Raw genomic sequence first — 23442 nt, 5'->3', positions numbered from 1 at the left:
ACCTGAGCCCATATCAATACAGGACTCAGGCTACTTAGTGCCTTTTTAACACTGTCTACTTGACAGGGGTCACTTCAAAAAGGGGGGGGCTTTTTTTAATAGAGTTTCCAAACGACTTCTTTTGCCTGTTCAAAACGTTTTTCTGCCTCACGCCAATCCACGACATTCCACCAGTGGTCGACATAGCTCGCCCGGTCATTTTTATATTGCAAATAGTAGGCATGTTCCCATACGTCAAGCGCTAAAAGAGGAATCACATCCCATTGGCTGAAGAGCTGGTGCTTTTCTGCCGTTAAAATCTCCAGCCGTCCCGAACGAGGTGCCCAGACCAGGATGGCCCAGCCGACACCCTCCACTTTTTTTGCGGCCTGAGTAAAATGTTCTTTAAAAGCGGAATAACTTCCAAATGAAAGATCAATCATTTGGAACAATGCTCCTGTAGGACGCCGTTTTCCGTTTGGATGCATCGAAAACCAAAAAATACTGTGTAAGTAATGGCCTGCTCCATGGAATGCAAGCTCTCTTTCCCAATGAGTGATCAAGTCATAATTCTTTGTCGCTCTTGCTTTTTTAAGTTCTGTTTCTGCTTTATTCAGACCGTCAACATAGCTTTGGTGATGCTTCGTATGATGAAGGAACATAATGTCGCGTGAAATATAAGGTTCTAAGGCGGAATATTTGTACGGAAGCTTTGGAAGCACATGTTTCCCTATAGGGACATATGCGCGTCTTTCACTTGCATCCGCTGATTCTGTAATATCCCGATAAAGAGCAGCAGCCTGCTTATACCAATCTTCTTCTGTTGTTTGGTCATCTTCCAGTGCTGCTATCATCTTGTCGATTTGATCTTCAAACTGATCAAGCTCTCCTCGCTTTTGAATCTGGTCCTTAAGGGCTTCACACCAATTGAACATCTCTGTTTGATAAGATTCACGTTTCATTTATTGTCTCCTTTTCAATAGAATTCAAATATTTCCCGACAGCCAGCAAAGAGAATACATATGGATAACTGTGATAGCGGATATAAAATTGGTTTGGTAATCCGATCCCTGTTGGATACACCAGGTTATCGGCGCCATGAGAACTGCTGTCAGTAAGATATTGCATACCTTTCACCACAGATGGGTGTTCGGGGTTTTCGGATGTGAGCAAAGCGTCTAAAGCCCAGGCTGTCTGTACAATGGTTCCTCTATTATGCGGGACGTATGTTTTGACTTCGGCGCTTTTGCAGGATTCTCCCCAGCTGCCGTCATCTAGCTGTATGGATGTGAGCCAGCGCAGGGCCTTTTGTATAGCAGGGTGCTTCCGATTAACCCCGCAGGCATGCAGACCTGTAAGAGCAGCCCATGTGCCGTATATGTAGCAAACACCCCATCTCCCGTACCATGACCCATTTTGTTCTTGATGTTCGAAAAGCCAGTTCACTGCGCGCTGAATATGTTGATGTTTTTCTGTGAAGCCTGCTTTCTCGCCTAAAAAGTGCAACACACGTCCGGTAAGGTCGGCTGTTGAAGGGTCAACTGCCGCGTCCTCGGCGGATTCAAGCGGGAGAAGGCGGATCAGAGGATGGTTCAAATTTTTCTCAAAAGCTGAAAATCCGCCGTCATTGTTTTGCATCGATAAAAGCCAAGACACTCCTCGCTCCCAAGCTGAAGGAGAATAACTGCGGGGAATCGCTTTTAATGCGGCTGCAGTGTCGTCACAGTCAGGGTTGTTTGTATTGATGTTTGAAAATCCCCATCCGCCGGGATTTGCATCCGGATTTTTGACAGACCAATCCGCTACTTTGGTATGCTGGCGTTCTAGCAAAAAGGCAGCTGCTTTTGTAATAGGGCCGTCTGTTTCGGCCACGCCGTTTTTTTGAAGGGCATAGCTGATCAGAGCAGTGTCCCAAACAGTGGAAGTAGAGTTTTCCAGATAAGGAATCCCGCTGCACTCTGTCACTAGCGATTTAAGGCCTTTCAATGCCTTTCTGATGACATGAGAGTGGCGCGACACACCAAGCGACAGAAGGCTGTAAACCATAAATATGGTTGCACTCGCATAGCTGTATAATGTTCCGTCTTTTTCAATTCGGTCCAGCATATATGTTTTCGCTGTCTGTAAGCCTAGCTGTTGAAAAGCAAAGGGTGCATTAAAAATACGTTTCCAATGTGACGAAATAGATGTGAGATCTCTTTCTTCAAAAGCATCAGATCGAAGCCAAGTGAAAGGGTTTTTTGTCATGTGCGGATCGAGATGGCGAAGAGATGGGATATTGCGGTTTTTAAGAACAAATCGCTGATTAAGTGTTACAGCCATAGGAGCAAAATGAATTCGGGCATAGGCGCTGAACTGATAGAAATGAACCGGTAATGTTGGGGGAAGCGCCATGAGCGATAATGGTAAATACAATACAGGCCAAGGATAGAGCCCGTTGGCGGCAAGCATCCATTTTGTCATGAAATGAACCTGCCTCAGTCCGCCATGGGCGATGATAAATTGTTCTGCTTTTCTCATGTGCGGGTCAGATCTGTGAAAACATCCTGAAGCCAGCATTCCGACATATCCTTGGACGGTAGCTGTTATATTTCCGTTCGTTTCATCGGGATAATTGATGAATGTGCCGTCGGGTTGCTGTTTTTCACGAATGCCGGCTGCAAGCGCTGATATCAGTTCTTTTTCATGGTCACCATCATCAAGTGAGGTGAGGAGCAAAATAAAAAAGGAATTTGTCATGATTGGTCCTTCAAAGCAAAATGTCCACGAACCATCAGCATTTTGCCTGTCTTTTAACTCTGAAACGGTTTTCTTTTGAAAACGCCTCACTTTCTTCTGAAGTGTGCTCATCACGCTCAACTCCTTCAGAAGCATATATATTCAGCGTCTTTTGCCGCCATTACAGAAAGAAAAAAAACTGCTGGCTGGCAGCAGTTTTTTTGACATGCATGTTAGTCTTCGAGATTAATCCATACGCTTTTGACTTCTGTGTAGTTATCTAAGGCATATGATCCCATTTCTCGTCCGAGCCCTGACTGTTTATAACCGCCAAACGGAGACGCCGCGTCAAACACATTATAGCAGTTCACCCAGATAGTTCCGGCTTGAAGACGGTCCGCGATATAGTGGGCATGCTTGACGTTCTCTGTCCATAGTCCGGCCGCAAGTCCATATTCTGAATGATTCGCTCGGTCAATGACTTCATCGACTGTTTCATACGGAATCGCAGTCAGCACCGGTCCGAAAATTTCTTCTTTTGCGATCGTCATTTCGTCTTCAACATTCGCAAACACTGTCGGTGCGACAAAATACCCTTCTTCAAAAGGACAGCTTCCGCCAGTCACTGCTTTTGCTCCTTCGTCTTTTCCTTTTTGAATGTAGGAAAGAACCCGTTCGTGCTGTTCCTTGCTCACGAGAGGCCCGATTTGTGTATCCTTATGAAGTCCCGCTCCTTGGCGGAGTGATTCAGCATAGGACACCATCTCATCAATAACTTCATCATATTGGTCTTTATGAATGAAAACACGCGAGCCCGCACAGCAGACTTGGCCTTGGTTAAACATCACACCGTTTAAAGCGCCTGGGATGGCTTTTTTCAAATTGGCATCCGGCAGAAGAATATTAGGAGATTTTCCGCCCAGCTCCAATGTAACCCGCTTAATGCTTTTCGCAGCGGTGGCCATGATTTTCTTTCCGATTTCAGTGGAACCGGTAAAGGCAATTTTATCAACCGCCTCATGGTTCGTCAGCGTTTCTCCCGCATCTTCACCGAATCCCGGAATGATATTAATGACACCGTCCGGGAAGCCGGCTTGGTCAATTAATTCTGCCAAATAAAGAGCTGAAAGCGGTGTCTGTTCAGCCGGTTTGAGCACGATTGTACAGCCTGTCGCAAGAGCCGCACCCATTTTCCACATCGCCATCAGGAGCGGGAAATTCCATGGAATGATCTGGCCGACGACGCCGACAGGCTCATGGCGCGTATAATTAAAATAGGCGCCGGAAACCGGGATCGTCTGTCCTGTTATTTTTGTACACCAGCCGGCGTAATAGCGCATATGCTCAATAGCCAGCGGAATATCTCCATTCGTCGTTTCATTTATCGGTTTCCCGTTATCGAGCGTTTCAAGCTGAGCAAGCTCAGTTTTATGCTCTTCCATTAAGTCTGCCAGCTTATACATCAGTCTGCTTCTTGAAGCTGGAGACATGGTTCTCCATTCGCCTTGGTCAAAGGCTTTGCGGGCAGCTTTAACCGCTTTGTCTACATCCGCAGCCTGGGCTTCATACAGCGTCATCAAGGTTTCGCCGGTCGCCGGGTTGGGAGTGTCAAAGGTTGCCCCTGAGACACTCGGAACAAACTTTCCGTCAATATAAAGCTTCTTTGTTCCCTGCAAAAATGTCTCCAGCCTTTTCGTCACTTGCATCGTTAAAGAACTCATTCGTAACAAACCTCCAGTCATTTTTTATGGTCTGTTTTGAGATTCTTGGTGATAGCACATGGATTCCTTGATTCAATAGCAGAAAGAAGATATGACATTTGCTGTAAGAGTAAGCGTATACAAACATTCTATAATAGAAAACAAGTCAAAATCAATGAATAACCGATATTGCAATTTACAAAAGAAAAAAGCTACAATAAGCTTATAGATCAGTAAAGGAGATTTCATTTATGATTCATAACAATTGGCTTGAAAAAGAAACAATCAAAAAGGTGAAATGTGTGCAGACAAACGCAAAAAAATATATCGTGAACCGCGTTTTAACTCCGGGAAAAGAATATGAAGTGAAAAATGAAACAGAGGAGTTTCTGTTTGTGATCGACAATACGAATAAAGTCGGCGGCTATTATAAAGAATACTTCGAAGAGGTTTAATGCCTGAATCCTTAAAATATGAGCAGAAAATTTTATGAAATATAAAACCGCAGTTGGGCTGCGGTTTTTTCTATGGTTAAAACAGGAAAAATAAAACAAATCCATGAAAACATAAAAAACCAATTTTTCAAAAAATACTGCTGAATATTGAAACTTTTTTCTTCGTACGTGCGTATTACTTGATGTCAACAGCATAAAAGACGGAAAACAAATCAAAAATTTGAAAAATGTAATCTGTTCGTAATGGTTTAAATGTCTTCTATGTCGTATTCTTATATAGGGATAAAGGACTTATTTTTATGTAATGAATGTTAAAACAATTAGATAAATGCAGAAAGAGGGGTTCTTCATTGGGTATTTTTTCTGTTAGCAGATCAACAGACGCAAAGAAGCTTGAAGCTTTGCTTGTTGAAGGGGAAAGAATAGAATCGATTTATAAGCTCCGAGTTGATCAAATTTGCTTTACAAATAAACGGATCATTTTCTTTGACAATAAGATGTTTTCTAAAAAGAAGGTTCGTGTATTTCTCCCATATAAAACAATTGAAAGCTTTGCGATCCAAGAAGCGGGCATGTTTGACCCCGACACTGGATTATTGTTGATGACAAGAAGCAAAACCTTTGAATTAGAATTTGCAAAAGACACCGATTTAAGCGAAGTTCAAGCGGTGCTGACAAAGCACTTGTGCAGCTGAATATTTGATGAGCCAGCCGTTCAAAAATGGTTAGGCTTTTTTTATATAAAAACAGAGCAGAGTGCACATACTGTGTACCGCAAAAAGAGAATACCTGAAATATCATTACCGCCTGCGATTACGATTCATTCAAAAAAGCAGCAGCTCAACTTTCTATCAAAGTTCCCATGTTTGACAGGCGGCAAAACGGGAATCAGGATAGAAAGGAGAGGATACACATGGCACTGACAAAAGAACAAACACAGCATCTCTACCATAAATTGCTCGATATGCAAAAAGAATTGGCTGGTGAAAAAAAGGAAACAAAATCAATGACGGAAGAAGTGGGGGAGCTTTCCAATGGAATTGACAACCATATGGGAGATCACGGCACGCTCGTCACAGACCGGATGACAGACCAAACGGTGAGAGAAATTGACCGGGAGCTGTTGGAAGAGGTCAACCATGCGTTACAAAAAATGAAAGACGGAACGTACGGAGTTTGTGAAAAAACTGGCCAAGACATTCCTTATGAAAGGCTTGAAGCTGTTCCCTATGCAAGAATGACAGTTGAAGCTCAAGCTGATGCGGAGGATGATTTGGAGACTGATGCTCCGTCATTTGAAAGAGAGTTTCACGAACAGATAAAAGATCTATCCAATGAAGAAACAGTTGATCAAAAAAGTTCTCAGACGTATGAAATTTTGGATCGGGAACAAGATTCGAAGTGAAATTGGCAAGCAAGTACACCGATAGTAGATGTACTTGCTTTTTTTTTTGGGGAAAAATCTCATATTTAAAATAAAGTGATTGACTTCTAGTGAAAAAGAAAGTAACATACTATTAGTAAGTAAATATAAAAAGTTTACCGGGAGGAATACAAATGTCTACAGTATTATTTGTAAAAACAAGCGACCGTACAGCTGAAGAAGGCGTTTCAACTAAACTTTACGAAGCTTTCTTAGCTGCTTATAAAGAAAACAACCCTGCGGATGAAGTGGTTGAATTAGATCTTCATAAAGAAAACCTTCCTTACCTTGGAAGAGATATGATTAACGGAACATTTAAAGCAGGTCAAGGAATGGAAATGACAGAAGAAGAGAAAAAACAAGCAGCAATTGCTGACAAATATCTGAATCAGTTTGTAAAAGCTGACAAAGTTGTTTTCGCATTCCCGCTTTGGAACTTCACAGTGCCGGCAGTGCTTCATACTTATGTTGATTACCTGTCTCGTGCAGGCGTTACATTCAAATACACACAAGAAGGGCCAGTTGGTTTAATGGGCGGCAAAAAAGTTGCGCTTCTTAACGCGCGCGGCGGTGTGTACTCTGAAGGACCAATGGCTGCACTTGAAATGTCATTAAACTTCATGAAAACAGTTCTTGGTTTCTGGGGTGTTCAAGACTTGCACACAGTTGTCATCGAAGGACATAACGCAGCGCCTGATCAAGCACAAGAAATCGTTGAAAAAGGTTTACAAGAAGCAAAAGATCTTGCTGCAAAATTCTAATTATGCCAAAACTCCTATCGTTGCGATAGGAGTTTTTTTGTTTACATATTATATAGAAGAAAGTGATCATTCCTCTTAGCGAAAAAGGCTGTTTTTTTATTGTAATATATTTTGTATTTGTCAAATCGTCATATATAATAGTGAAAAAGCAGTTTTAATCGCTGGAAAAAGTTTTTCTGAACAATTGTTCTGCCCCCTTGATAAAAATCAGCTGATGGTGTACTATATAAAAGAAGCTACTTTGTGCGTATTGTTAATTAAGTTTTAACCTTTAAGCTGTAATAGGGAGTTTTATATCGAAGCCGGAATGTCACGCCTCCATTGTAGAGGACGACAGGAACGCTTCTGCAAACACCCACTTTGAGGAGTGGTGGTTTAAAACTTTCTTACTTGCATACGGCAAGACGTAGCGAAAGCCATTTCCTTTTTGGAAATGGCTTTTTATTTTTATCTAAAAAAGCTTGATATCGTGAAAATTCAGTTTCTGTTTGAAAGAAATGAAGAGCGATTTTTTATGATATGATGGGAGAAATTCAAGAAAAAGCGAGGTTTACACGTTATGTTACATAGAGCCCAATCCCTTTTGGCCCATTATTTTGGCTATGAAAAGCTTCGCAGCGGCCAAGAGGAAGCGATCCGCTCGGTGACGGAAGCGAGGCAAAACACGGCCTGCATTATGCCGACGGGAGGAGGCAAATCGATTTGCTATCAAATTCCGGCCCTGATGTTTGAAGGGACAACGATCGTCATTTCGCCGTTGATTTCCTTGATGAAGGATCAAGTCGATGCGTTAGAAGAAGCGGGAATTAATGCTGCCTACATTAACAGCACTCAATCCAATCAGGAAATATATGAGAGGCTGAACGGGCTCAAAGAAGGGGCTTATAAGCTTTTTTACATTACACCGGAGCGATTAACATCTACAGAGTTTATTCGGATTTTGCAGGGCATTGATGTTCCTTTAGTCGCAATAGATGAGGCTCACTGTATTTCTCAATGGGGACACGATTTCAGGCCAAGCTACAGAAATATTGAAATATTATTCCGAGAATTACATGACAAACCTGTCATCATAGCATTAACAGCAACGGCAACACCCGAAGTTCATGAGGATATCTGCAAACAGCTGCATATTCAAAAAGATCATACGGTATATACCGGATTTTCCCGAGACAATTTAACGTTTAAAGTAGCAAAAGGAGAAAATAAAGATCGTTTTATTGATGAATATGTGCAAAACAACAAACATGAAGCAGGCATTGTCTATACAGCGACCAGAAAAGAAGCTGATCGGATTTATGAGAAACTGAAACGAAATCAGATCAGTGCAGGGCGGTATCACGGGGGCTTGGCTGACGATGTGAGAAAAGAGCAGCAGGAAAGATTTCTTAATGATGAGCTGCAGGTTATGGTGGCAACCTCTGCTTTTGGAATGGGCATTGATAAATCCAATATTAGATTTGTTCTGCACGCCCAAATTCCGAAAGATATGGAAAGCTATTATCAAGAGGCTGGACGAGCTGGGCGGGACGGTCTTGAAAGTGAATGTGTTCTCCTGTTTTCACCGCAGGATATTATGGTACAGCGTTTTTTAATTGAACAATCAGAGCATGAAGAGAAACAAAAGCAGGATTTGAAAAAGCTGAGACAAATGGTCGACTATTGTCACACGGAAGATTGTCTGCAGCGTTTTATTCTTATGTATTTCGGAGAAAAGGAGCCTGATGCGTGCGGACAGTGCGGAAACTGTACTGATACTAGGACGGCCCATGACGTGACACGAGAGGCGCAAATGGTCTTATCGTGTATCATTCGCATGAAAGAACGGTTTGGCAAGACGATGGTTGCACAGGTGCTGGCCGGATCTAGAAATAAAAAAGTTCTTGAAAACGGCTTTACCGATCTCTCAACATACGGGATATTAAAACACCAATCAGTAGGGGAAATCAGTGACTTTATCGAATTTCTTATTTCTGACGATTTCATTAGGATGTCAGATGGAACGTTTCCGACTCTTTTAGTCAGCAGTAAAGGAAGGAATGTACTAAAAGGGGAATTATCAGTCACAAGAAAAGAAGCATTAAAAGCGGCAGCGATTACTGAAAATGATGAGCTGTTTGAGCGTCTGCGCATGGTTCGCAAAGATATTGCGGCAGAGCAGGGTGTTCCGCCTTTTGTTGTTTTCTCTGACCAAACGTTAAAAGAAATGTCAGGCAAACAGCCCGTAAATGACGAGGAACTTTTGTCTATAAAAGGAGTCGGAGAACAAAAAAGAGCAAAATACGGCCGGCTTTTTTTACAAGAAATACAAGCTTATGCAAGGGTGACAGACTAAAAAAAGAGAAAATCAATCTTTTTTTCTATAAAAAACACATTTTATTTTCTCTTTTTTGCATCAGATTAAAAAGACTTGCGAAGCCTATTATATCAGGGGTTCAGCAAGTCTTTCCAGCCGAGAGAAATCCTTCATGTAAAGGAACTGTAATCTAAATCATATCTTTTTGTTATTGATTTGACATTTACGTGTGTTACGATAGCACCTGTTAGCCGCCAATAAAAAGCTAACAAGGGAGGATTTACTTATGAAGAAGACGATTATGTCCTTTGTAGCAGTTGCTGCACTTTCATCAACTGCATTCGGAGCTCACGCTTCTGCAAAAGAAATCACGGTGCAAAAGGGTGATACGCTCTGGGGAATCTCTCAGAAAAACGGAGTGAACCTAAAGGACTTAAAAGAATGGAACAAGTTAACTTCTGATAAAATCATTACAGGAGAAAAACTGACCATTTCTTCAGAAGAAACAGCCACTGCTGGGCAATATACAATTAAAGCGGGAGACACGCTGACAAAGATTGCTCAACAATTCGGAACGACAGTCAACAACCTGAAAGTTTGGAATAACCTAAGCTCTGACATGATCTATGCTGGATCAACACTTTCAGTAAAAGGTCAGGCAACAGCAGCAAACGCAGTTACTGAGAATACGCAAACAAGCGCACCTCAAACTCAAACAAAACAAGAAGCTGTGCAAAAAGAGCAACCTAAACAAGAAACAGTCCAACAACAACCAAAACAAGAAACAAAGGCTGCAGCAGAAACTTCTGTTCCTACAGAAGAAAAGGCTGTTCAATCAAATACAAATCATCAAGAAGCTTCAAAAGAACTAACAGTTACTGCTACTGCTTACACTGCTAACGACGGCGGCATTTCCGGCGTTACAGCAACAGGCATTGACTTAAATAAGAACCCGAACGCGAAAGTTATCGCGGTTGATCCTAATGTGATTCCTCTAGGTTCTAAAGTCTATGTTGAAGGCTACGGTGAAGCAACAGCAGGAGATACTGGCGGCGCTATTAAAGGTAACAAAATCGATGTATTTGTACCAAATAAAAGTGATGCATCCAATTGGGGCGTCAAAACTGTAAGTGTAAAAATCTTAAACTAATCATATAAATTGTGATAAAAGACGCGAGCTTTTGGCTTGTGTCTTTTTTTCATTGTGTAAAGATGTTTCTATCTTATGCTGATAAAAGAAAAGCGGTCCTGATGTTTTTCGCGTGTGAAAAATGGGTAGATGGTATATGTCCCTATCATCTAACTATTTTGCAGAAGGAGTTGCTGACTGTTGCTTTGGATTATTGTATCTTTTCTGGTTATCAATATCGGGATATTTCTATTTTCATGGCGGAGAACAAAGGAGGTTAACTTACAATCGTCCGATGGATATTTTCTCGGAGGAAGAAGTCTGACTGCGTTATATATCGGAAGCTCGCTACTGTTAACCAATTTATCAACAGAGCAGATGGTTGGGTTAAATGGACAAAGCTATGCAGGATCTATGACAGCGATGTCATGGGAAGCGAGTGCGCCGCTTGCGTTAATTTTTCTGGCGCTTGTCTTTTTGCCTCGTTATTTAAAAACAGGAATTACTACCATACCTGATTTTCTAGAGAAGCGGTTTGATCAAAGAACAAGACAGATCGTTTCTGTGCTGCTTATCATCGGCTACGCTGTTTCATTCCTGCCGACAGTATTGTATTCAGGCGCTCTCGTGTTAAATCAAGTCTTCCGCATTACAGATACATTTGGCATCAGCACATTTATGGCTGTTTTGCTGATATCCTTAATCATTGGCGTAACGAGCAGCTGTTATATCTTTTTTGGCGGATTGAAAGCTGCTGCATCAGCAGATGCCATATACGGAATCGGATTAATTTTAGGCGGTTTTTTTATTGTGATATTAGGAGTTCTTGCAGTCGGACAAGGCAGCTTTGGGGGCGGAGTTGCACAACTGACGGCTTTACATACAGACAAACTCAATTCAATTGATATCAGCAATTCGGCAGATGTGCCTTGGCCGACGATTTTAACAGGACTATTAGTGAATAATCTCTTTTATTGGGCTGTTAACCAAGCGATTGTTCAGCGGACATTAGGAGCGAAAAATCTAGCTGAAGGACAAAAGGGTGCTCTTTTAGCAGGTTTCTTTAAACTGATTGGCGTGTTTTATTTAGTCGTCCCCGGAGTGATTGCCTTTCATTTATATGGAGGCGGCATTAAAAATGCTGACAGTGTATATCCCCGGCTGATCGTCGATTTATTGCCGGCATCGCTTACCGGTGTATTCGCCGCTATTTTATTCGGAGCGATTTTAGCTCGTTTAACGGCTCTCTGAACAGTACCATTACGTTGTTTACTCTGGACATATACAAACCGGTCTTTAAGCCTCATGCAAATGAAGCTGATCTCGTCAAAACAGGGCGGATTTTTGTCGCGGTTCTCGGGCTGGTATCGATTGTCATCGCACCCTTTATTTTATATGCGCCATCAGGGCTGTACAACTATCTTCAAGAGATGTTCGGATTTTTTAATGTTCCGATATTAGCAGCGATCGTCATTGGCTTCTTTACAAAAAAAGTGCCGGCTTTAGCTGTGAAAATAGCAATACCAGCCCATATTGTTTTATACGGTTTATCAAAAATTTATTTAGGACACATTCATTTTCTATACATCCTTGCCGTACTCTTTCCATTTTCAGTGGCTGTGATGCTTCTGACAGGAAAGCTGTATCCGAGGGAAACGGACTATAAGCTCGATCACAACCCGCAAGTGGATATAACACCTTGGAAGCACGTAAAGCTGGCGTCCTGTATCATTCTGATTTTAGTTGCGGCGACGTACCTTGTGTTTTCTCCATGGGGAATTGCGGGTTAACAAAAAGGATCTTGGCACCTGCCAAGATCCTTTTTATTTAAACCAGCCTTTTTCCTTTGACCGGGTAATGGCTTCTATTCGGTTTTTCACTTCAAGTTTATCAAGAATCATTGAAATATAATTTCGCACTGTCCCGCTTTTGATGCTGAGTTCCTGAGCGATTTCTTTTGTGTTTTTACCGTCAGCCACAAGTTCGAGCACTTCTTTTTCTCTGTCTGTAAGAGGATTAGTCTCGCTGTATATGTCTTCCATCAGCTCAGGTGCATAGATGCGTTTTCCGTTCATGACGCTTCGGATTGCGCTCGCGAGCTCTTCGCTCGGACTGTCTTTTAACAAATAGCCCTTAACGCCAGCTTTAATGGCTCTATGAAAGTAGCCGGGTCTGGTAAAAGTGGTGAGGATAATAATGTTACAGCCTGTATCCTTTAACTCCTCAGCAGCTTCAAGCCCCGTTTTTCCGGGCATTTCAATGTCCATAATGCATACATCAGGCTGATGTTTTTTGACAAAATCAACAGCATCTTGACCGTTTGTACCTTTGCCGACAACTTCCATATCGTCTTCTAAATTCAGAAGTGATCCTAAAGCGCCCAAGAGCATTTGCTGATCTTCCGCAATAAATATACTAATCATATAAGCCATCCTTTTTTGTTTATTTTGAGTTATTAGGAATTGACATGGTAAGCTTGGTGCCGTTTTTTGTATCAATGTGTAGGCTCCCGTTTGCAAATTCAAGCCGTTCTCTCATGCCAAGCAGGCCATGTCCTTTTGAAAAGTATTTCTCTTCACCTTGAAACGTTCCATCGTCAGTCACTGTAATGACAACTTCCTTCCAGAGCTGTTGAATGTCGACTCGGCAGGTCTTAGCCTGACTGTGTTTGACGACATTAGTGACCGCTTCCTTTAAGCACATGCTTAATATGTTTTCATTAAGCATTGAGATATTATCCGGCAATTGATCTTCCTCGTAGATAAACGTAATGCCGGCTGCTTCAAGAATTTGTTTGATGTTTATGATTTCATCCTTGAGCCGGATGCCTTTCATGGAAGATACGATTTTTCTGACTTCATTTAAAGAAGTTCTCGCAGTTTGCTGAACGCTTTTTAGTTCACGTGTTGCTTGTTCAGGGTCTTTGTATATCAATTTTCTCGCCAAATCGCTTTTTAAACCGATTAGAGAAAGCTTTTGCCCAAGTGTATCGTGGAGGTCACGGGCAATTCGCTGCCGCTCTTCTAATTTCACCAGGTCAGCAATCCGTTCATTTGCATTCTCGAGTTTTTCTTCCAGTCGTTCGCGTTCCTTGCGGCTTCTAATACTGAACGGCAATAAAATCGCGCTGATGAGGGTAATGACGACAAAAGGAATTTGAGTCAGAAAGAATTCTTTTTTTAATACGAGGCTGAAATTGGCTGCGACGGCGGCGCTTATTAAATGAACGTAATATAAAATATGAAAAGGGACACGTTCTTTTATGTTTCCAATAAAATACGCAATAAAAAAAGCAAAATAAATATAACTGAACAGCGTAATGGAAGCGGTTGAAATGCCGATTAATAAAAACGCCCACAAATAAATGGCCCAGCCTTTTGAGACAAAAGCAAATCTATATATCGAAAAAAATAAAAGCGTCAAAATGATGCCGACGATGATAACAAATGTAGATGATGATTGCCATATAAAGTAGAAGGGAAGGATGAAAAATATCGTCCATATATAAGGCGTAATCCCGCTTAGTTTTTGAAATGTAAAATGTTTTTTAATCATGATATTCCCTCATTTTCAGCTTTTCATCTTATATGTAACTTTATCATTGCGAAAGCCAGAATGCACCCTTGAACAATAAAAAGGAAGCCTTCTTGTGTATAAGAGAAGACCTCCTTCATCATCAGGCGTTCCGCAGCTTCTGTTTTTCTGTTGAATCAGGCGGTAGGCTGGAAGGAATATGTTTGATATTCCGAAATGATACAAATTGTTTTTTATCTTCATCCCAAAGTCGGAATGCAAGTGACTGCAGACTTGTTTTTAAGGTAATTGTCGGTACGTTTTTCAATGGTTCGTGATGTTCATGAGCAACTTCAAGCTTATAGTTAGGCACCTTTGGACTCAAATGGTGAACATGGTGGTACCCGATATTGCCTGTGAGCCATTGAAGCAGTTTCGGGAGTTGATAAAATGAACTGCCTTCCACAGCTGCCTGGACGTAGCTCCAGTTTTCATCTGCTTCAAAATAAGAATCTTCAAAGGTATGCTGCACATAAAACAGCCAAACCCCGATTGAACCTGAAATCAGAAAAATAGGGCCCTGCACCAGTAAAAACGATTGCCAGCCAAAGATCAGACAGCAAGCAGCAGCCAACGCCACAATTGCCAGATTCGTAAGATATGTGTTTACACGTTCTTTACGTCTTGCGCCTTTTTTGTTAAAACGGTTAGTAATCAGAAAAACATAAATCGGTCCGAGAATAAACATGATAAACGGATTTCTATAAAGCCTATATGCAAGCTTTGTTCGTGTAGATGCAGCTTTATATTCGTTTACTGTTAACATCCAGATATCTCCTGTCCCGCGTTTATCCAGATTGCTGCTTGTCGCATGATGAATCGAATGGCTATGCTGCCATTGAAGGTAAGGGAATAAAGTCAGGACACCTGTCACAAAACCGAGAATATGGTTATAGCGCTTTTGTTTGAAAAACGATTGATGGCAGCAGTCATGGAAGATGATAAAAATTCTCGTCAAAAATCCTGCGGCAATTACTGTTAATGCTATCGTAAGGAGATAGGAGACATTGAGGCTAAAATAAGCAAGAAACCACAGTCCGAAGAAAGGGATAAACGTGTTCAAAAGCTGAATCAGGCTGTTTTTTGTTTCGGGTTTAGCAAAAGCAGCGACTTGCTTTGTCAGCTGTTTTTGTTTATGTGCAATGGTTTGTTCAGTCATAGTAAGTATCCTCTCATTGTGTGTCTCGGTTAAGTATACGCTAATCAGAGAAGTCCTTTGTAGTAGCACACATCATACATCATATATGACATTTGTCATGGCGGTCGTGCGTCTTGCATAACTGTTTGCACTAAAAAAGCTTGTAAAAAAATTTACAAGCTGATTAATGTTTGTCGATCCATATTCGTGATGTACCCGCAACAGCTTCAACCCTGCATGTTCCCCCTATAGGAAACGTGGCAATTGGTGAGGTGTGTCCGGCATTTATATTTGCGATGATTGGGAGGCCGGATAATTCTTTTTTTGTTTTAATCATGGCTGTTACCTGCTCTATTGATACATTTGATGCTTTTTGAAATCTGCCGATCAAAACCGCCTTCACATGAGAAAAAGCGGGGAGGTGGATGAGGGATTGCAAATCGCGGTCAAACATGTGGATGTCTGACATATAATCGTCTTCAATCAATAAAATCGTATTTTCTGTTTCAGGAAAATACTCCGTTCCCTGCAGCAAATTAAGCGTGCAAAGGTTTCCGCCAATCAAGGTGCCTTCCGGAGATCCCTCATGGATGACAATAGGGCCGTTATGAGGATAAAAGCGCCTGTGTTCTTGATCCAAATACCAGCGGTCATCGCTCCATTCGCTAGAAGGGTGAATCTCAAACGGATCGTCTGAAGCGCAGCAAGAAAGAAAATACTCTTTTGTATATTCGAGTCCTTTTTTCATTGCGAATGTTGAAAAGTGGGGGCCTGAATACGTAACAAGGCCCGTTTTTTGATAAATGGCGTTGCCAAGAGCCGTTATATCGGAATAGCCGCACAGAATTTTTGGATGCTGTTTGATTTTCTCGTAATCAAGATAACGCAGCAGCTGATTTGAATTGGAACCGCCGAGTGTCGTTAAAATCGCTTTGACCCCGGGGTCGAAAAAGGCAGCGTGCAGATCATGGACTCTTGATTCGATAGAAGATGAATCAAATTCGTTACATTCATTTGCATGTTCAGCGATGGTTACCCGATAACCTAAGCTTTCTAACGCCGTTTTTGCTTGAATTTTTGCTTCGTTTGATAATTTAGACATGCTGGTCGCGGGAGACACGATCCGGATTTCGTCTCCCTTTTTCAGTTTTGAGGCGTACATAGATTCCTCCATCAATGGTTTTACACCATTACAGCACATCTTGGCTCGTTCTTCCAGGCCTTTTTACAAATCAACCCACTTAATGCTGCCTGATTGTGTATCATGATCGACACATACTTTGAATTGATGTTTTTCATAAAAATGAATCAGCCGGTCTACATGATTCCAGTCCCGCTTGGCAATGTCGCCGGTGACTTTCGGGATATTGTGGTCTCTGGCGATATCTTTTAAATATTTCATGCAAATAGAACCAAACCCGTGATTCGGAGGGCCTTTTATGTCGCCGATATGAATGGCATCTTCCTTGTAAGACGCTACAATTGAAAAACAGTCTTTACCTCTGTAAGCCGTTTTACAATCAGTAAGCATAATTTTGCATGTTTGGCCATCATCAATCGATGAAACAATCATCCATTCTTCATGTTTCGATTGATCAATACCAAGCACTTTGGCATCTTTAGATAGATCCTTCATATTCTCCTGCATGCGGTAAATTTGAAATTCTAAATCATGCAGTTCTTCCTCAAGTTCTTCGCGATTTTTTTCTTTAACAGTAAACAAGATCAAACTCCTTTCAAAAAAACAGTTTTAGAAACACAATTACCAATTGTATTAGATAAGAGGGGCATCTGTAAATAACAAATCCATTATTACTAGAAATTAGCGCAAAGTAAGGTTTGATCGTTTCTAAGAGAGGAAAAAGAAAACTAACCTGTTGAAAAAGGAGGAATCGGAATGGCGATTGATTCATTGATTAACAAATTACAGTATGTCCAATTGGAACCGCCCGATAAAATTCTCTCCCTATATCTCAATACAGACATGAGAGATCCAGAGCAGCAGGGGGGAGAATGGAAGATTGCCCTAAAGTCAGGATTCGGCCGATTAAAAGAGTATTTGGCAGCAAGTGATCCAAAGGAAGAGAAGTGTCTGCAAGGTATCAGAACGAAAATTGAGCAACACCTCAATGAAATGGGAAAAGACATGCCCCGCAGTCTCGTGTTTTTTGTTTCCGATAGCGGTATATGGGAACCAATTAAGCTTCAAATCCCTGTAGAAACAAGATTTTACTGGGAAGAAACAGCTGTTCTGGATCAGCTAAAAGGGCTACGCCAAACGTACCCAAGTACGGCGTTTATTTTAACTCAGCAACATGAAGTGAAAATTATTGAAACCGTATTAGGTGAAATTGAGGCGGTTGAGCATTATGAGTATGATATCATCAATGAGTCGTGGGAGAATCGCCATTCCTCTGCAAAAAAAGCGGTACCGTTTGAAGAGGACCGAATGAAGGAACATGTAACGGAGAACCAGACAAGACTGTATAAGCGGCTGGCTGCCAACCTTGATCAAAAAGCGGCCGCGAAAAGATGGGAACGAATGGTCATCGCCGGTGATAAAGAAACGGCGGATATCTTGGATCAGCATATGAATAAACCCATTCATTCGAAAATTCAAAAGAACCTTCTAAATGAAAATGAACATAAGGCCATTGAGCATTTAATCAAAGAGGCGTGAACCTAACAGGGCCGGGGCTACAAGCCGCCGGCCTTTGAAGTGTGTCTAATTTCTGACGAAGCATACGAAAACGTTGACAACCTCTTCGAATTTGCATACGATTTGGATAGCCAGTACAAATAGGAGAGGTCATCAAATGAATCAAACAGAAAATAAACCGAAAAATTATACGGGGATTGTCCTTACGCTGACAGTTCTGATTAACGGTTTAATCGCAGTGCTGTTTTTTATGCCTAAATTAGATCAGTTCAGCCATGCGAATATTCACATTTTGCCTATGCTGAATGCGATATTCAACAGCTTTACGTTTATCTTCTTATTGGCCGCGCTGATTATGATTAAACAGAAAAATATTAAAGCTCATAAACGCTTTATTTTAGCCGCTTTCACAACAACATTACTATTTTTGATTTGTTATGTTGTTTACCATTCGATTGCAGAGAATACGCTGTATGGCGGAGAAGGTATTATGCGTTCGATTTACTTCTTTATCTTAATTACGCATATCTTCCTTTCTGCAATCATTGTGCCGCTTGCGCTATTTACACTGATCAGAGGCTTCAGCATGCAGGTGGAGCGCCATAAAAAAATTGCCAGATGGACAATGCCTCTGTGGCTGTATGTAAGCCTTACAGGCGTTGTAGTATATCTGATGATATCACCGTATTATTAAAAGCCATACTGAGTATGGCTTTTTTTGCGCTTGTAAATATGGCAAAAGCCCAAATCAGTTGGGCTTTTGTCAGTAAATTGATAGACTCCTATTTATGAGCTTTTGATTCCATGGTTTCAAGTGTTGCAACCTGCAAAGATTCTTCAACAGTTTTTGTTTTTTCTTTTACTTTTTCTGCATACGTGTAATCACCGTAGCAATACGGATAGCGGAAATTATTCACATTTCCCCCGCAAGTATACAGATCGGGATTTTTTTTGACTTGCTGCTCGGAGTATTGTTTTGCCAATTCCTCAGTATGCGCGCCTCCATGATCAGCTACAAAATCAATGTAACCTGCCCCCATGTTATAGCTTTGAATAATGGTATCCAAATCCACATCTTTTTCCTTACCGGTCTTGTACATGAGGGTAAATTGCTTGATGCCTTGTTTAACACTGAGTTGAGGATCTGTTATCTCATTGCGTTTTAACCCCAGAGATTCAGAGGACTGCATGGGATCATTGCCTTTTCCTTTTGACTCCTGATACATCATGCCAAGTATGAGTGATGTATAATGAGAGAGTCCTTGATTTTCAAGCTCGTCTTCCACCAGCGGTTTATAATCGGTTAAACGTTCCAAAACAATCGTTTTTGTATCGATCGGAAGTTTTTTGATTAAATCCCGGTTGAAAAAAAGCAATACCAATAAAAAAGAGGCGGTGACAAAGACAAAAATCATTATAAAACCCGCAGCAGCGAAACAGCCTTTTCTCTTTTTCTTCATTGTGTTTCACCCTTAATGTTTGAAGCAATATGACTTTTTTATTATGACACAGAACGGTATATCAGACCAAGTACAAACCTGATTTGAAACATAAATTTAAACTATGAGATTGAATTGGAATACAAGTGGACTGGTTTGCACCCAAGCACATTTGTTATAAGATAAAACTACGAATAAAGAAAGGTGATACAGATGACTGAATTTAGAGAAACGGACCGGACAGCTGCTGATCTGGACGAGGAAACGCTGTTTCTAGTCGCACAAACATTCAAAGCGCTTTCTGACCCTACCAGAATCAGGATTCTCCATTTATTATCCCAGGGTGAACATGCTGTAAACGGAATTGCGGAAAAGCTGAATTTACTGCAATCTACTGTCTCCCACCAGCTCAGATTCTTAAAAAATCTCCGGCTTGTCAAATCGCGCAGAGAAGGAACATCCATTTACTACTCTCCGGAGGATGAACACGTTTTAGATGTTCTTCAGCAGATGATCCATCATACACAACATGATTAAAAAAGACATCCTTGCTTAATCGCTGCTAGCGGGCAAGGATGTCTTTTTCTTTATTGCGTCTGTTCTGATCGAGTTCGTTTCTGCTGAGCTTAATGACAAAAGAGGAAAACCCGATATAATAAACAGCTATCAGAAAAAAGACGCCAATTGTCAGAGGATCTGTTCCGATTGACTGACTGTACGATTCAAGGCTGTTTAGATCAGGCGAGGTAAGATAGAGCTCTGTCACTCGATAAAGAAATCTTGATAAAAATAAGGTTAAAAGAATCATTTCTACCCAAATATGAGTGCGAAAATAGATTTTTCCTCTGCGTTTTTCAAAGGAGATGTTTTTCTTGGCGAAAAAGACAAGGAGCCAGCCGCCAAGAATGCCGAAAATGAGATATCCATATAAAAAAGGGTGAATGACGCTGAAGATCGAAAGACCAAAAGCAAACAGCGAGAAAAGAATCATACGGGTAAACAGCCAGCGAGGCTTCAGCGGCTGATACCCAATGGACCTTTTAATTTTTTTATACAGAAAAAAGATAAGAATCATGGCAGGATAAATGCTCTGAAGTGTAAGATGCATGATGTGAAATCCCCTCCGTTGAGAAGTGTATGCTTATCCGGTTCAAAATAGTAGCTGAAAACAATACTGAACATAAAAAAGAAGGGGAAACCCCTGTTTTCATAACATATGCGGAGGTTCTTTGGGCCGCATAATAGATATGCCCAAGCGTTATAAAAATGTTATGATTAATTTCTCTGGAAAACAATAGAAGAAAAGGTGCACAAAATGAAACTGGAACGTTTGTTAGCAATTGTTGTGTTATTAATCAGCAAAAAACAAGTGCAGGCCGCTGAACTTGCTGAGATGTTTGAAGTATCCGTCAGAACAATTTACCGTGATATTGAGACGATCAATAGGGCTGGTATTCCGATTGTGACCTCACAGGGCTCCGGGGGCGGAATTGGCATTATGGAAACGTATCGGCTTGAGAGAGAGTGGCTGAAAGAGGAGGAATTATTTGCGATTGCTTCTGCTTTGCAGAGTGTCTCATCTATGTACGAACCTGTTTCTCACAGCACAGCTTATCAAAAAATCAAGCACCTTATACCGGAGCAGTCTGCTGAAGCATTTAAGCACCAAACAGAAAAATGGTTTATTGACATGACGGCTTGGGGCCGAACTGAGGATCAAAAGGCGCTTCGTGAGAAAATCAGTGCCGCCATTGATCGATTGTCGACGATATCATTTACATATACAAACGCAAGCGGGGAAACACTTCTTCGTGAAACGGAACCTTACACTTTGGTTTGCAAGGCGGGGCACTGGTATTTATATGCCTATTGTCTAGTTAGAAACGATTTTCGCTTTTTTAAACTGAACCGAATGAAAGATCTGACCATCTCACATCAGTCCTTTATCAGAAAAGATATTCAGCTGGAGACCTTGCCGTGGGATAAGAACTGGTACCAAAAGGACCGTTTAACTGAGCTGGTCATTCTTGTTCAGCCGTCAGCTCGTCAGCGCATACGTGAATGGTTCGGATATGATGTTCTTCATTGTGATGAAGATGAGAACTGCCGGGCCGTGATTTCTCTTCCTGAAGATCAATGGCTGATCGGTTTTTTGCTGCAGTTTGGAAAGGATATTGAGATTCTGGAACCTCTTCATATACGGGATAAAATAAAAGATACCATTCACCAGATGCAAAAAGTATATGAAACCTGACATACTGCTGTCAGGTTTCTTTTTTTATAATCTAAGTAAAAAGGAGGGATCGTATGAGTTTTTCACATATGACACACTTAAAACAGAAACGGTTTGCCGGACTTTCACGGCGGACAAGCAACGCATTGGAAATGACGGAAGAAAGGCGGATCCCGGCACTGTGGGATCAATTCTGGCAGCAGGATATGAGCATTCTTTTCTCACAGGCTGAAAAAGATCAAAGCATTATCGCCTTATATTCCAATTACGAGCAGGAGACGAATGGGTTTTACACGTTTTCAGTCGGAACGTTTCAGGAGGACAGCCGCACTCTTCCAGAACCATATGAAAACATTGCTCTGCCGGCTTCCGCTTATGCTGTATTCACTTCCAGAATCGGCCCTATTGAAGAGGTTGTGCTTGAAACGTGGAAGGAGATTTGGGCTTGGGATAAGCGTTATCTGCGTACATTTACAGGTGACTTTGAGATGTATGATCAAAGTGCAGCAGTACCTCACCGGGCGCAAGTTAACATATATATCGCCATAAAACATTCATAATGCTCTTGAAAAACTAATGGTGTTAGTTAATAATGAAACTAACACCATTAGTTTTTTGTTAGGGGGAATAAATAAATGAGAGTTACTCAGCATCAAACCGTTTGGCAGCTGACTTTTTTTCCAACATTATTTCCGGTCAATTGCTATTTAGTAGAGGAAGAAAACGAAGTCACCCTTATTGATGCCGCACTTCCGGGCAGCTATAAAGGAATTATTCAAGCTGTAAATCAGTTGGGAAAACCGCTTCAGCATATTTTACTGACCCATGCACATGGGGATCATGTCGGATCACTGGATGCATTGACACAAGCATTTCCTCATGCAAAGGTGATGATCTCAGAACGGGATTCTTTCCTGCTGCAAGGTGACATGTCCTTGCGTCATGATGAACCGCACACACCTATAAAAGGAGGTATTCCGAAACACGTACAAACAAAGCCTCACCATCTGCTGACGGGCGGTGAAACAATTGGTTCTCTGTTTGCAATTTCTACACCGGGCCATACACCGGGCAGTATGTCATTTCTTGACACAAGAAACGGCACTATCATAGCTGGAGATGCGTTCCAATTGCGCGGAGGAATCGCTGTATCAGGCCAGATGAAATGGGCGTTTCCTTTTCCCGCTTTCGCCACATGGAATAAGGATGAAGCCATCAAAAGCGCACAATTGCTCGTCGACAAGTCACCTTCCTGTCTCGCTGTCGGACATGGGAATTTCCTTAGCTCACCCGCAGAACGGATGCGCCAGGCGATCCAAAAAGCAAAGAAAGGATGATGAACATGTCACCGAGAATTGGATTGAGCCAAAAAATGATTGTAGACGCCGCAGCGGAGATTGCCGATCAGGAGGGCTTGAATAGTGTCACACTTGCCGCACTGTCTAAAAAAATGAATGTACGCCCTCCGTCACTGTATAATCATATCAACGGACTGCAAGCGATCAGAACAGAGCTCGCTGTCAGCGGGCTGACAAAGCTTTTAGATCATATGGCAGACTCCGTAACAGAACAAAAGGGTGATTCCGCTATGCTTTCTTTAGCTCATGCATATGTGGATTTTGCAGTTGAAAATCCCGGATATTATGAAGCAGCTTTGCTCAAGGTCCAGGACAAAAGGATGGAAATTGTTTCAGATCATATTGTCCAGCTTGTCTCGAAGCTGCTCATTGAAAACGGCTATGCAAACGAAAAGACTGTGATTCACGCGACAAGGGGGCTAAGAAGCCTGTTGCATGGCTTTACGGCTTTGATCGCAAAAGAAGCATTTGAACGTGAAGAGGATATTTCAGAAAGCCTGTCATTTTCAATTCGGACGTTTTTGTCAGGATTATTAATGAACAATAAAAATGTTATGTAAACTATTTAATAGATGTCTTAT

General features: G+C 41.5%; 23 protein-coding genes, 1 other RNA gene and 1 pseudogene. 15 read left to right on the top strand and 10 right to left on the bottom strand.

All coding sequences use genetic code 11. The features are described 5' to 3' along the window. Nucleotides 1–95 precede the first annotated feature (95 nt). The 3 genes from ACY3LV_RS19615 to dhaS all read right to left on the bottom strand — a co-directional run bounded on the left by ACY3LV_RS19615 (nt 96) and on the right by dhaS (nt 4418). Complete coding sequence (locus ACY3LV_RS19615) at nt 96–941, bottom strand: superoxide dismutase (RefSeq protein ID WP_289347527.1); 846 nt, start codon at nt 939–941, stop codon at nt 96–98. Continuing rightward, nucleotides 931–2829 carry a terpene cyclase/mutase family protein gene (locus ACY3LV_RS19610; RefSeq protein ID WP_464864359.1) on the bottom strand — a complete coding sequence of 633 codons (1899 nt, stop codon included), beginning with the start codon at nt 2827–2829 and terminating at the stop codon, nt 931–933. Before ACY3LV_RS19610 ends, ACY3LV_RS19615 begins: the two co-directional genes overlap by 11 nt. A gap of 101 nt (nt 2830–2930) precedes the next feature. Further along, on the bottom strand, nt 2931–4418 hold the full coding sequence (gene dhaS / locus ACY3LV_RS19605; RefSeq protein ID WP_333560280.1) for an aldehyde dehydrogenase DhaS: 1488 nt from the start codon (nt 4416–4418) through the stop codon (nt 2931–2933). A gap of 230 nt (nt 4419–4648) precedes the next feature. Here dhaS and ACY3LV_RS19600 point away from each other — a divergent pair, with 230 nt between their 5' ends. From ACY3LV_RS19600 to ACY3LV_RS19565, 8 genes and pseudogenes are all read left to right on the top strand, one after another. Further along, nucleotides 4649–4852, top strand: coding sequence for a DUF6501 family protein (locus tag ACY3LV_RS19600; protein WP_003241656.1), 204 nt, complete (start codon nt 4649–4651; stop codon nt 4850–4852). 350 nt (nt 4853–5202) lie between these two features. Beyond that, entirely contained in the window at nt 5203–5547 is a 345-nt protein-coding gene (locus ACY3LV_RS19595) for a PH domain-containing protein (RefSeq protein ID WP_003220141.1), read from the top strand. A 218-nt stretch (nt 5548–5765) separates the two neighbouring features. After that, nucleotides 5766–6257: a TraR/DksA family transcriptional regulator gene (locus tag ACY3LV_RS19590; protein WP_464864358.1), complete on the top strand. Its 492-nt coding sequence runs from the start codon at nt 5766–5768 to the stop codon at nt 6255–6257. A gap of 152 nt (nt 6258–6409) precedes the next feature. Further along, nucleotides 6410–7036, top strand: a complete 627-nt coding sequence (gene azoJ, locus ACY3LV_RS19585) for an FMN-dependent NADH-azoreductase AzoJ (protein ID WP_148961599.1) — start codon at nt 6410–6412, stop codon at nt 7034–7036. Between the two features lie 230 nt (nt 7037–7266). Next, nucleotides 7267–7453: non-coding RNA, 6S RNA (gene ssrS / locus ACY3LV_RS19580), on the top strand. Nucleotides 7454–7595: 142 nt separating this feature from the next. Beyond that, entirely contained in the window at nt 7596–9371 is a 1776-nt protein-coding gene (gene recQ, locus ACY3LV_RS19575; protein WP_148961600.1) for a DNA helicase RecQ, read from the top strand. A gap of 247 nt (nt 9372–9618) precedes the next feature. Beyond that, nucleotides 9619–10482: a LysM peptidoglycan-binding domain-containing protein gene (locus ACY3LV_RS19570; RefSeq protein WP_333560282.1), complete on the top strand. Its 864-nt coding sequence runs from the start codon at nt 9619–9621 to the stop codon at nt 10480–10482. A 180-nt stretch (nt 10483–10662) separates the two neighbouring features. Further along, a pseudogene (locus tag ACY3LV_RS19565) lies at nt 10663–12251 on the top strand (solute:sodium symporter family transporter). 33 nt (nt 12252–12284) lie between these two features. Here the strand turns inward: ACY3LV_RS19565 and desR are convergent. The 5 genes from desR to ACY3LV_RS19540 all read right to left on the bottom strand — a co-directional run bounded on the left by desR (nt 12285) and on the right by ACY3LV_RS19540 (nt 16895). After that, a complete protein-coding gene (desR, locus tag ACY3LV_RS19560) occupies nt 12285–12884 on the bottom strand; it encodes a two-component system response regulator DesR (protein WP_464864357.1) in 600 nt (199 codons plus the stop codon). A 19-nt stretch (nt 12885–12903) separates the two neighbouring features. Beyond that, nucleotides 12904–14016 carry a sensor histidine kinase gene (locus ACY3LV_RS19555; RefSeq protein ID WP_464864356.1) on the bottom strand — a complete coding sequence of 371 codons (1113 nt, stop codon included), beginning with the start codon at nt 14014–14016 and terminating at the stop codon, nt 12904–12906. 121 nt (nt 14017–14137) lie between these two features. Further along, nucleotides 14138–15193: a Delta(5) desaturase DesA gene (gene desA, locus ACY3LV_RS19550; protein ID WP_333560283.1), complete on the bottom strand. Its 1056-nt coding sequence runs from the start codon at nt 15191–15193 to the stop codon at nt 14138–14140. 163 nt (nt 15194–15356) lie between these two features. Continuing rightward, the gene (locus ACY3LV_RS19545; RefSeq protein ID WP_464864355.1) at nt 15357–16334 is read right to left on the bottom strand and encodes a S66 family peptidase; all 978 of its coding nucleotides are present in this window, start codon (nt 16332–16334) and stop codon (nt 15357–15359) included. 63 nt (nt 16335–16397) lie between these two features. Further along, complete coding sequence (locus tag ACY3LV_RS19540) at nt 16398–16895, bottom strand: hypothetical protein (RefSeq protein WP_333560285.1); 498 nt, start codon at nt 16893–16895, stop codon at nt 16398–16400. A 174-nt stretch (nt 16896–17069) separates the two neighbouring features. Here ACY3LV_RS19540 and ACY3LV_RS19535 point away from each other — a divergent pair, with 174 nt between their 5' ends. Together ACY3LV_RS19535 and ACY3LV_RS19530 are read left to right on the top strand one after the other, a co-directional pair. Further along, complete coding sequence (locus ACY3LV_RS19535) at nt 17070–17852, top strand: VLRF1 family aeRF1-type release factor (protein WP_464864354.1); 783 nt, start codon at nt 17070–17072, stop codon at nt 17850–17852. Nucleotides 17853–17988: 136 nt separating this feature from the next. Beyond that, complete coding sequence (locus ACY3LV_RS19530) at nt 17989–18525, top strand: DUF420 domain-containing protein (RefSeq protein ID WP_087993876.1); 537 nt, start codon at nt 17989–17991, stop codon at nt 18523–18525. Between the two features lie 88 nt (nt 18526–18613). Here ACY3LV_RS19530 and ACY3LV_RS19525 read toward each other — a convergent pair whose 3' ends face one another. Then, nucleotides 18614–19291, bottom strand: a complete 678-nt coding sequence (locus tag ACY3LV_RS19525) for a lysozyme family protein (RefSeq protein ID WP_333560287.1) — start codon at nt 19289–19291, stop codon at nt 18614–18616. Between the two features lie 192 nt (nt 19292–19483). On the opposite strand from ACY3LV_RS19525, the gene czrA reads away from it, so the two are divergent. Next, nucleotides 19484–19807: a Zn(II)-responsive metalloregulatory transcriptional repressor CzrA gene (gene czrA, locus ACY3LV_RS19520; RefSeq protein WP_014114065.1), complete on the top strand. Its 324-nt coding sequence runs from the start codon at nt 19484–19486 to the stop codon at nt 19805–19807. A 25-nt stretch (nt 19808–19832) separates the two neighbouring features. Here the strand turns inward: czrA and csk22 are convergent, their stop codons facing one another. Beyond that, complete coding sequence (gene csk22, locus ACY3LV_RS19515) at nt 19833–20378, bottom strand: mother cell-specific sporulation protein Csk22 (protein ID WP_148961610.1); 546 nt, start codon at nt 20376–20378, stop codon at nt 19833–19835. 207 nt (nt 20379–20585) lie between these two features. On the opposite strand from csk22, the gene ACY3LV_RS19510 reads away from it, so the two are divergent. The 4 genes from ACY3LV_RS19510 (at nt 20586) to ACY3LV_RS19495 (ending at nt 23421) form a co-directional block, all read left to right on the top strand. Then, entirely contained in the window at nt 20586–21524 is a 939-nt protein-coding gene (locus ACY3LV_RS19510; protein ID WP_464864353.1) for a helix-turn-helix transcriptional regulator, read from the top strand. Between the two features lie 53 nt (nt 21525–21577). After that, entirely contained in the window at nt 21578–22063 is a 486-nt protein-coding gene (locus tag ACY3LV_RS19505) for a GyrI-like domain-containing protein (protein ID WP_464864352.1), read from the top strand. 75 nt (nt 22064–22138) lie between these two features. Further along, the gene (locus tag ACY3LV_RS19500) at nt 22139–22840 is read left to right on the top strand and encodes an MBL fold metallo-hydrolase (protein ID WP_464864351.1); all 702 of its coding nucleotides are present in this window, start codon (nt 22139–22141) and stop codon (nt 22838–22840) included. A gap of 5 nt (nt 22841–22845) precedes the next feature. Then, on the top strand, nt 22846–23421 hold the full coding sequence (locus ACY3LV_RS19495) for a TetR/AcrR family transcriptional regulator (RefSeq protein WP_148961614.1): 576 nt from the start codon (nt 22846–22848) through the stop codon (nt 23419–23421). Nucleotides 23422–23442 lie beyond the last annotated feature (21 nt).

The sequence above is a fragment of the Bacillus sp. 11C genome (genome assembly GCF_055486375.1).
The sequence above is the reverse complement of the archived record's forward strand: the minus strand, read 5'-3'. Positions and strand labels throughout refer to the sequence as shown.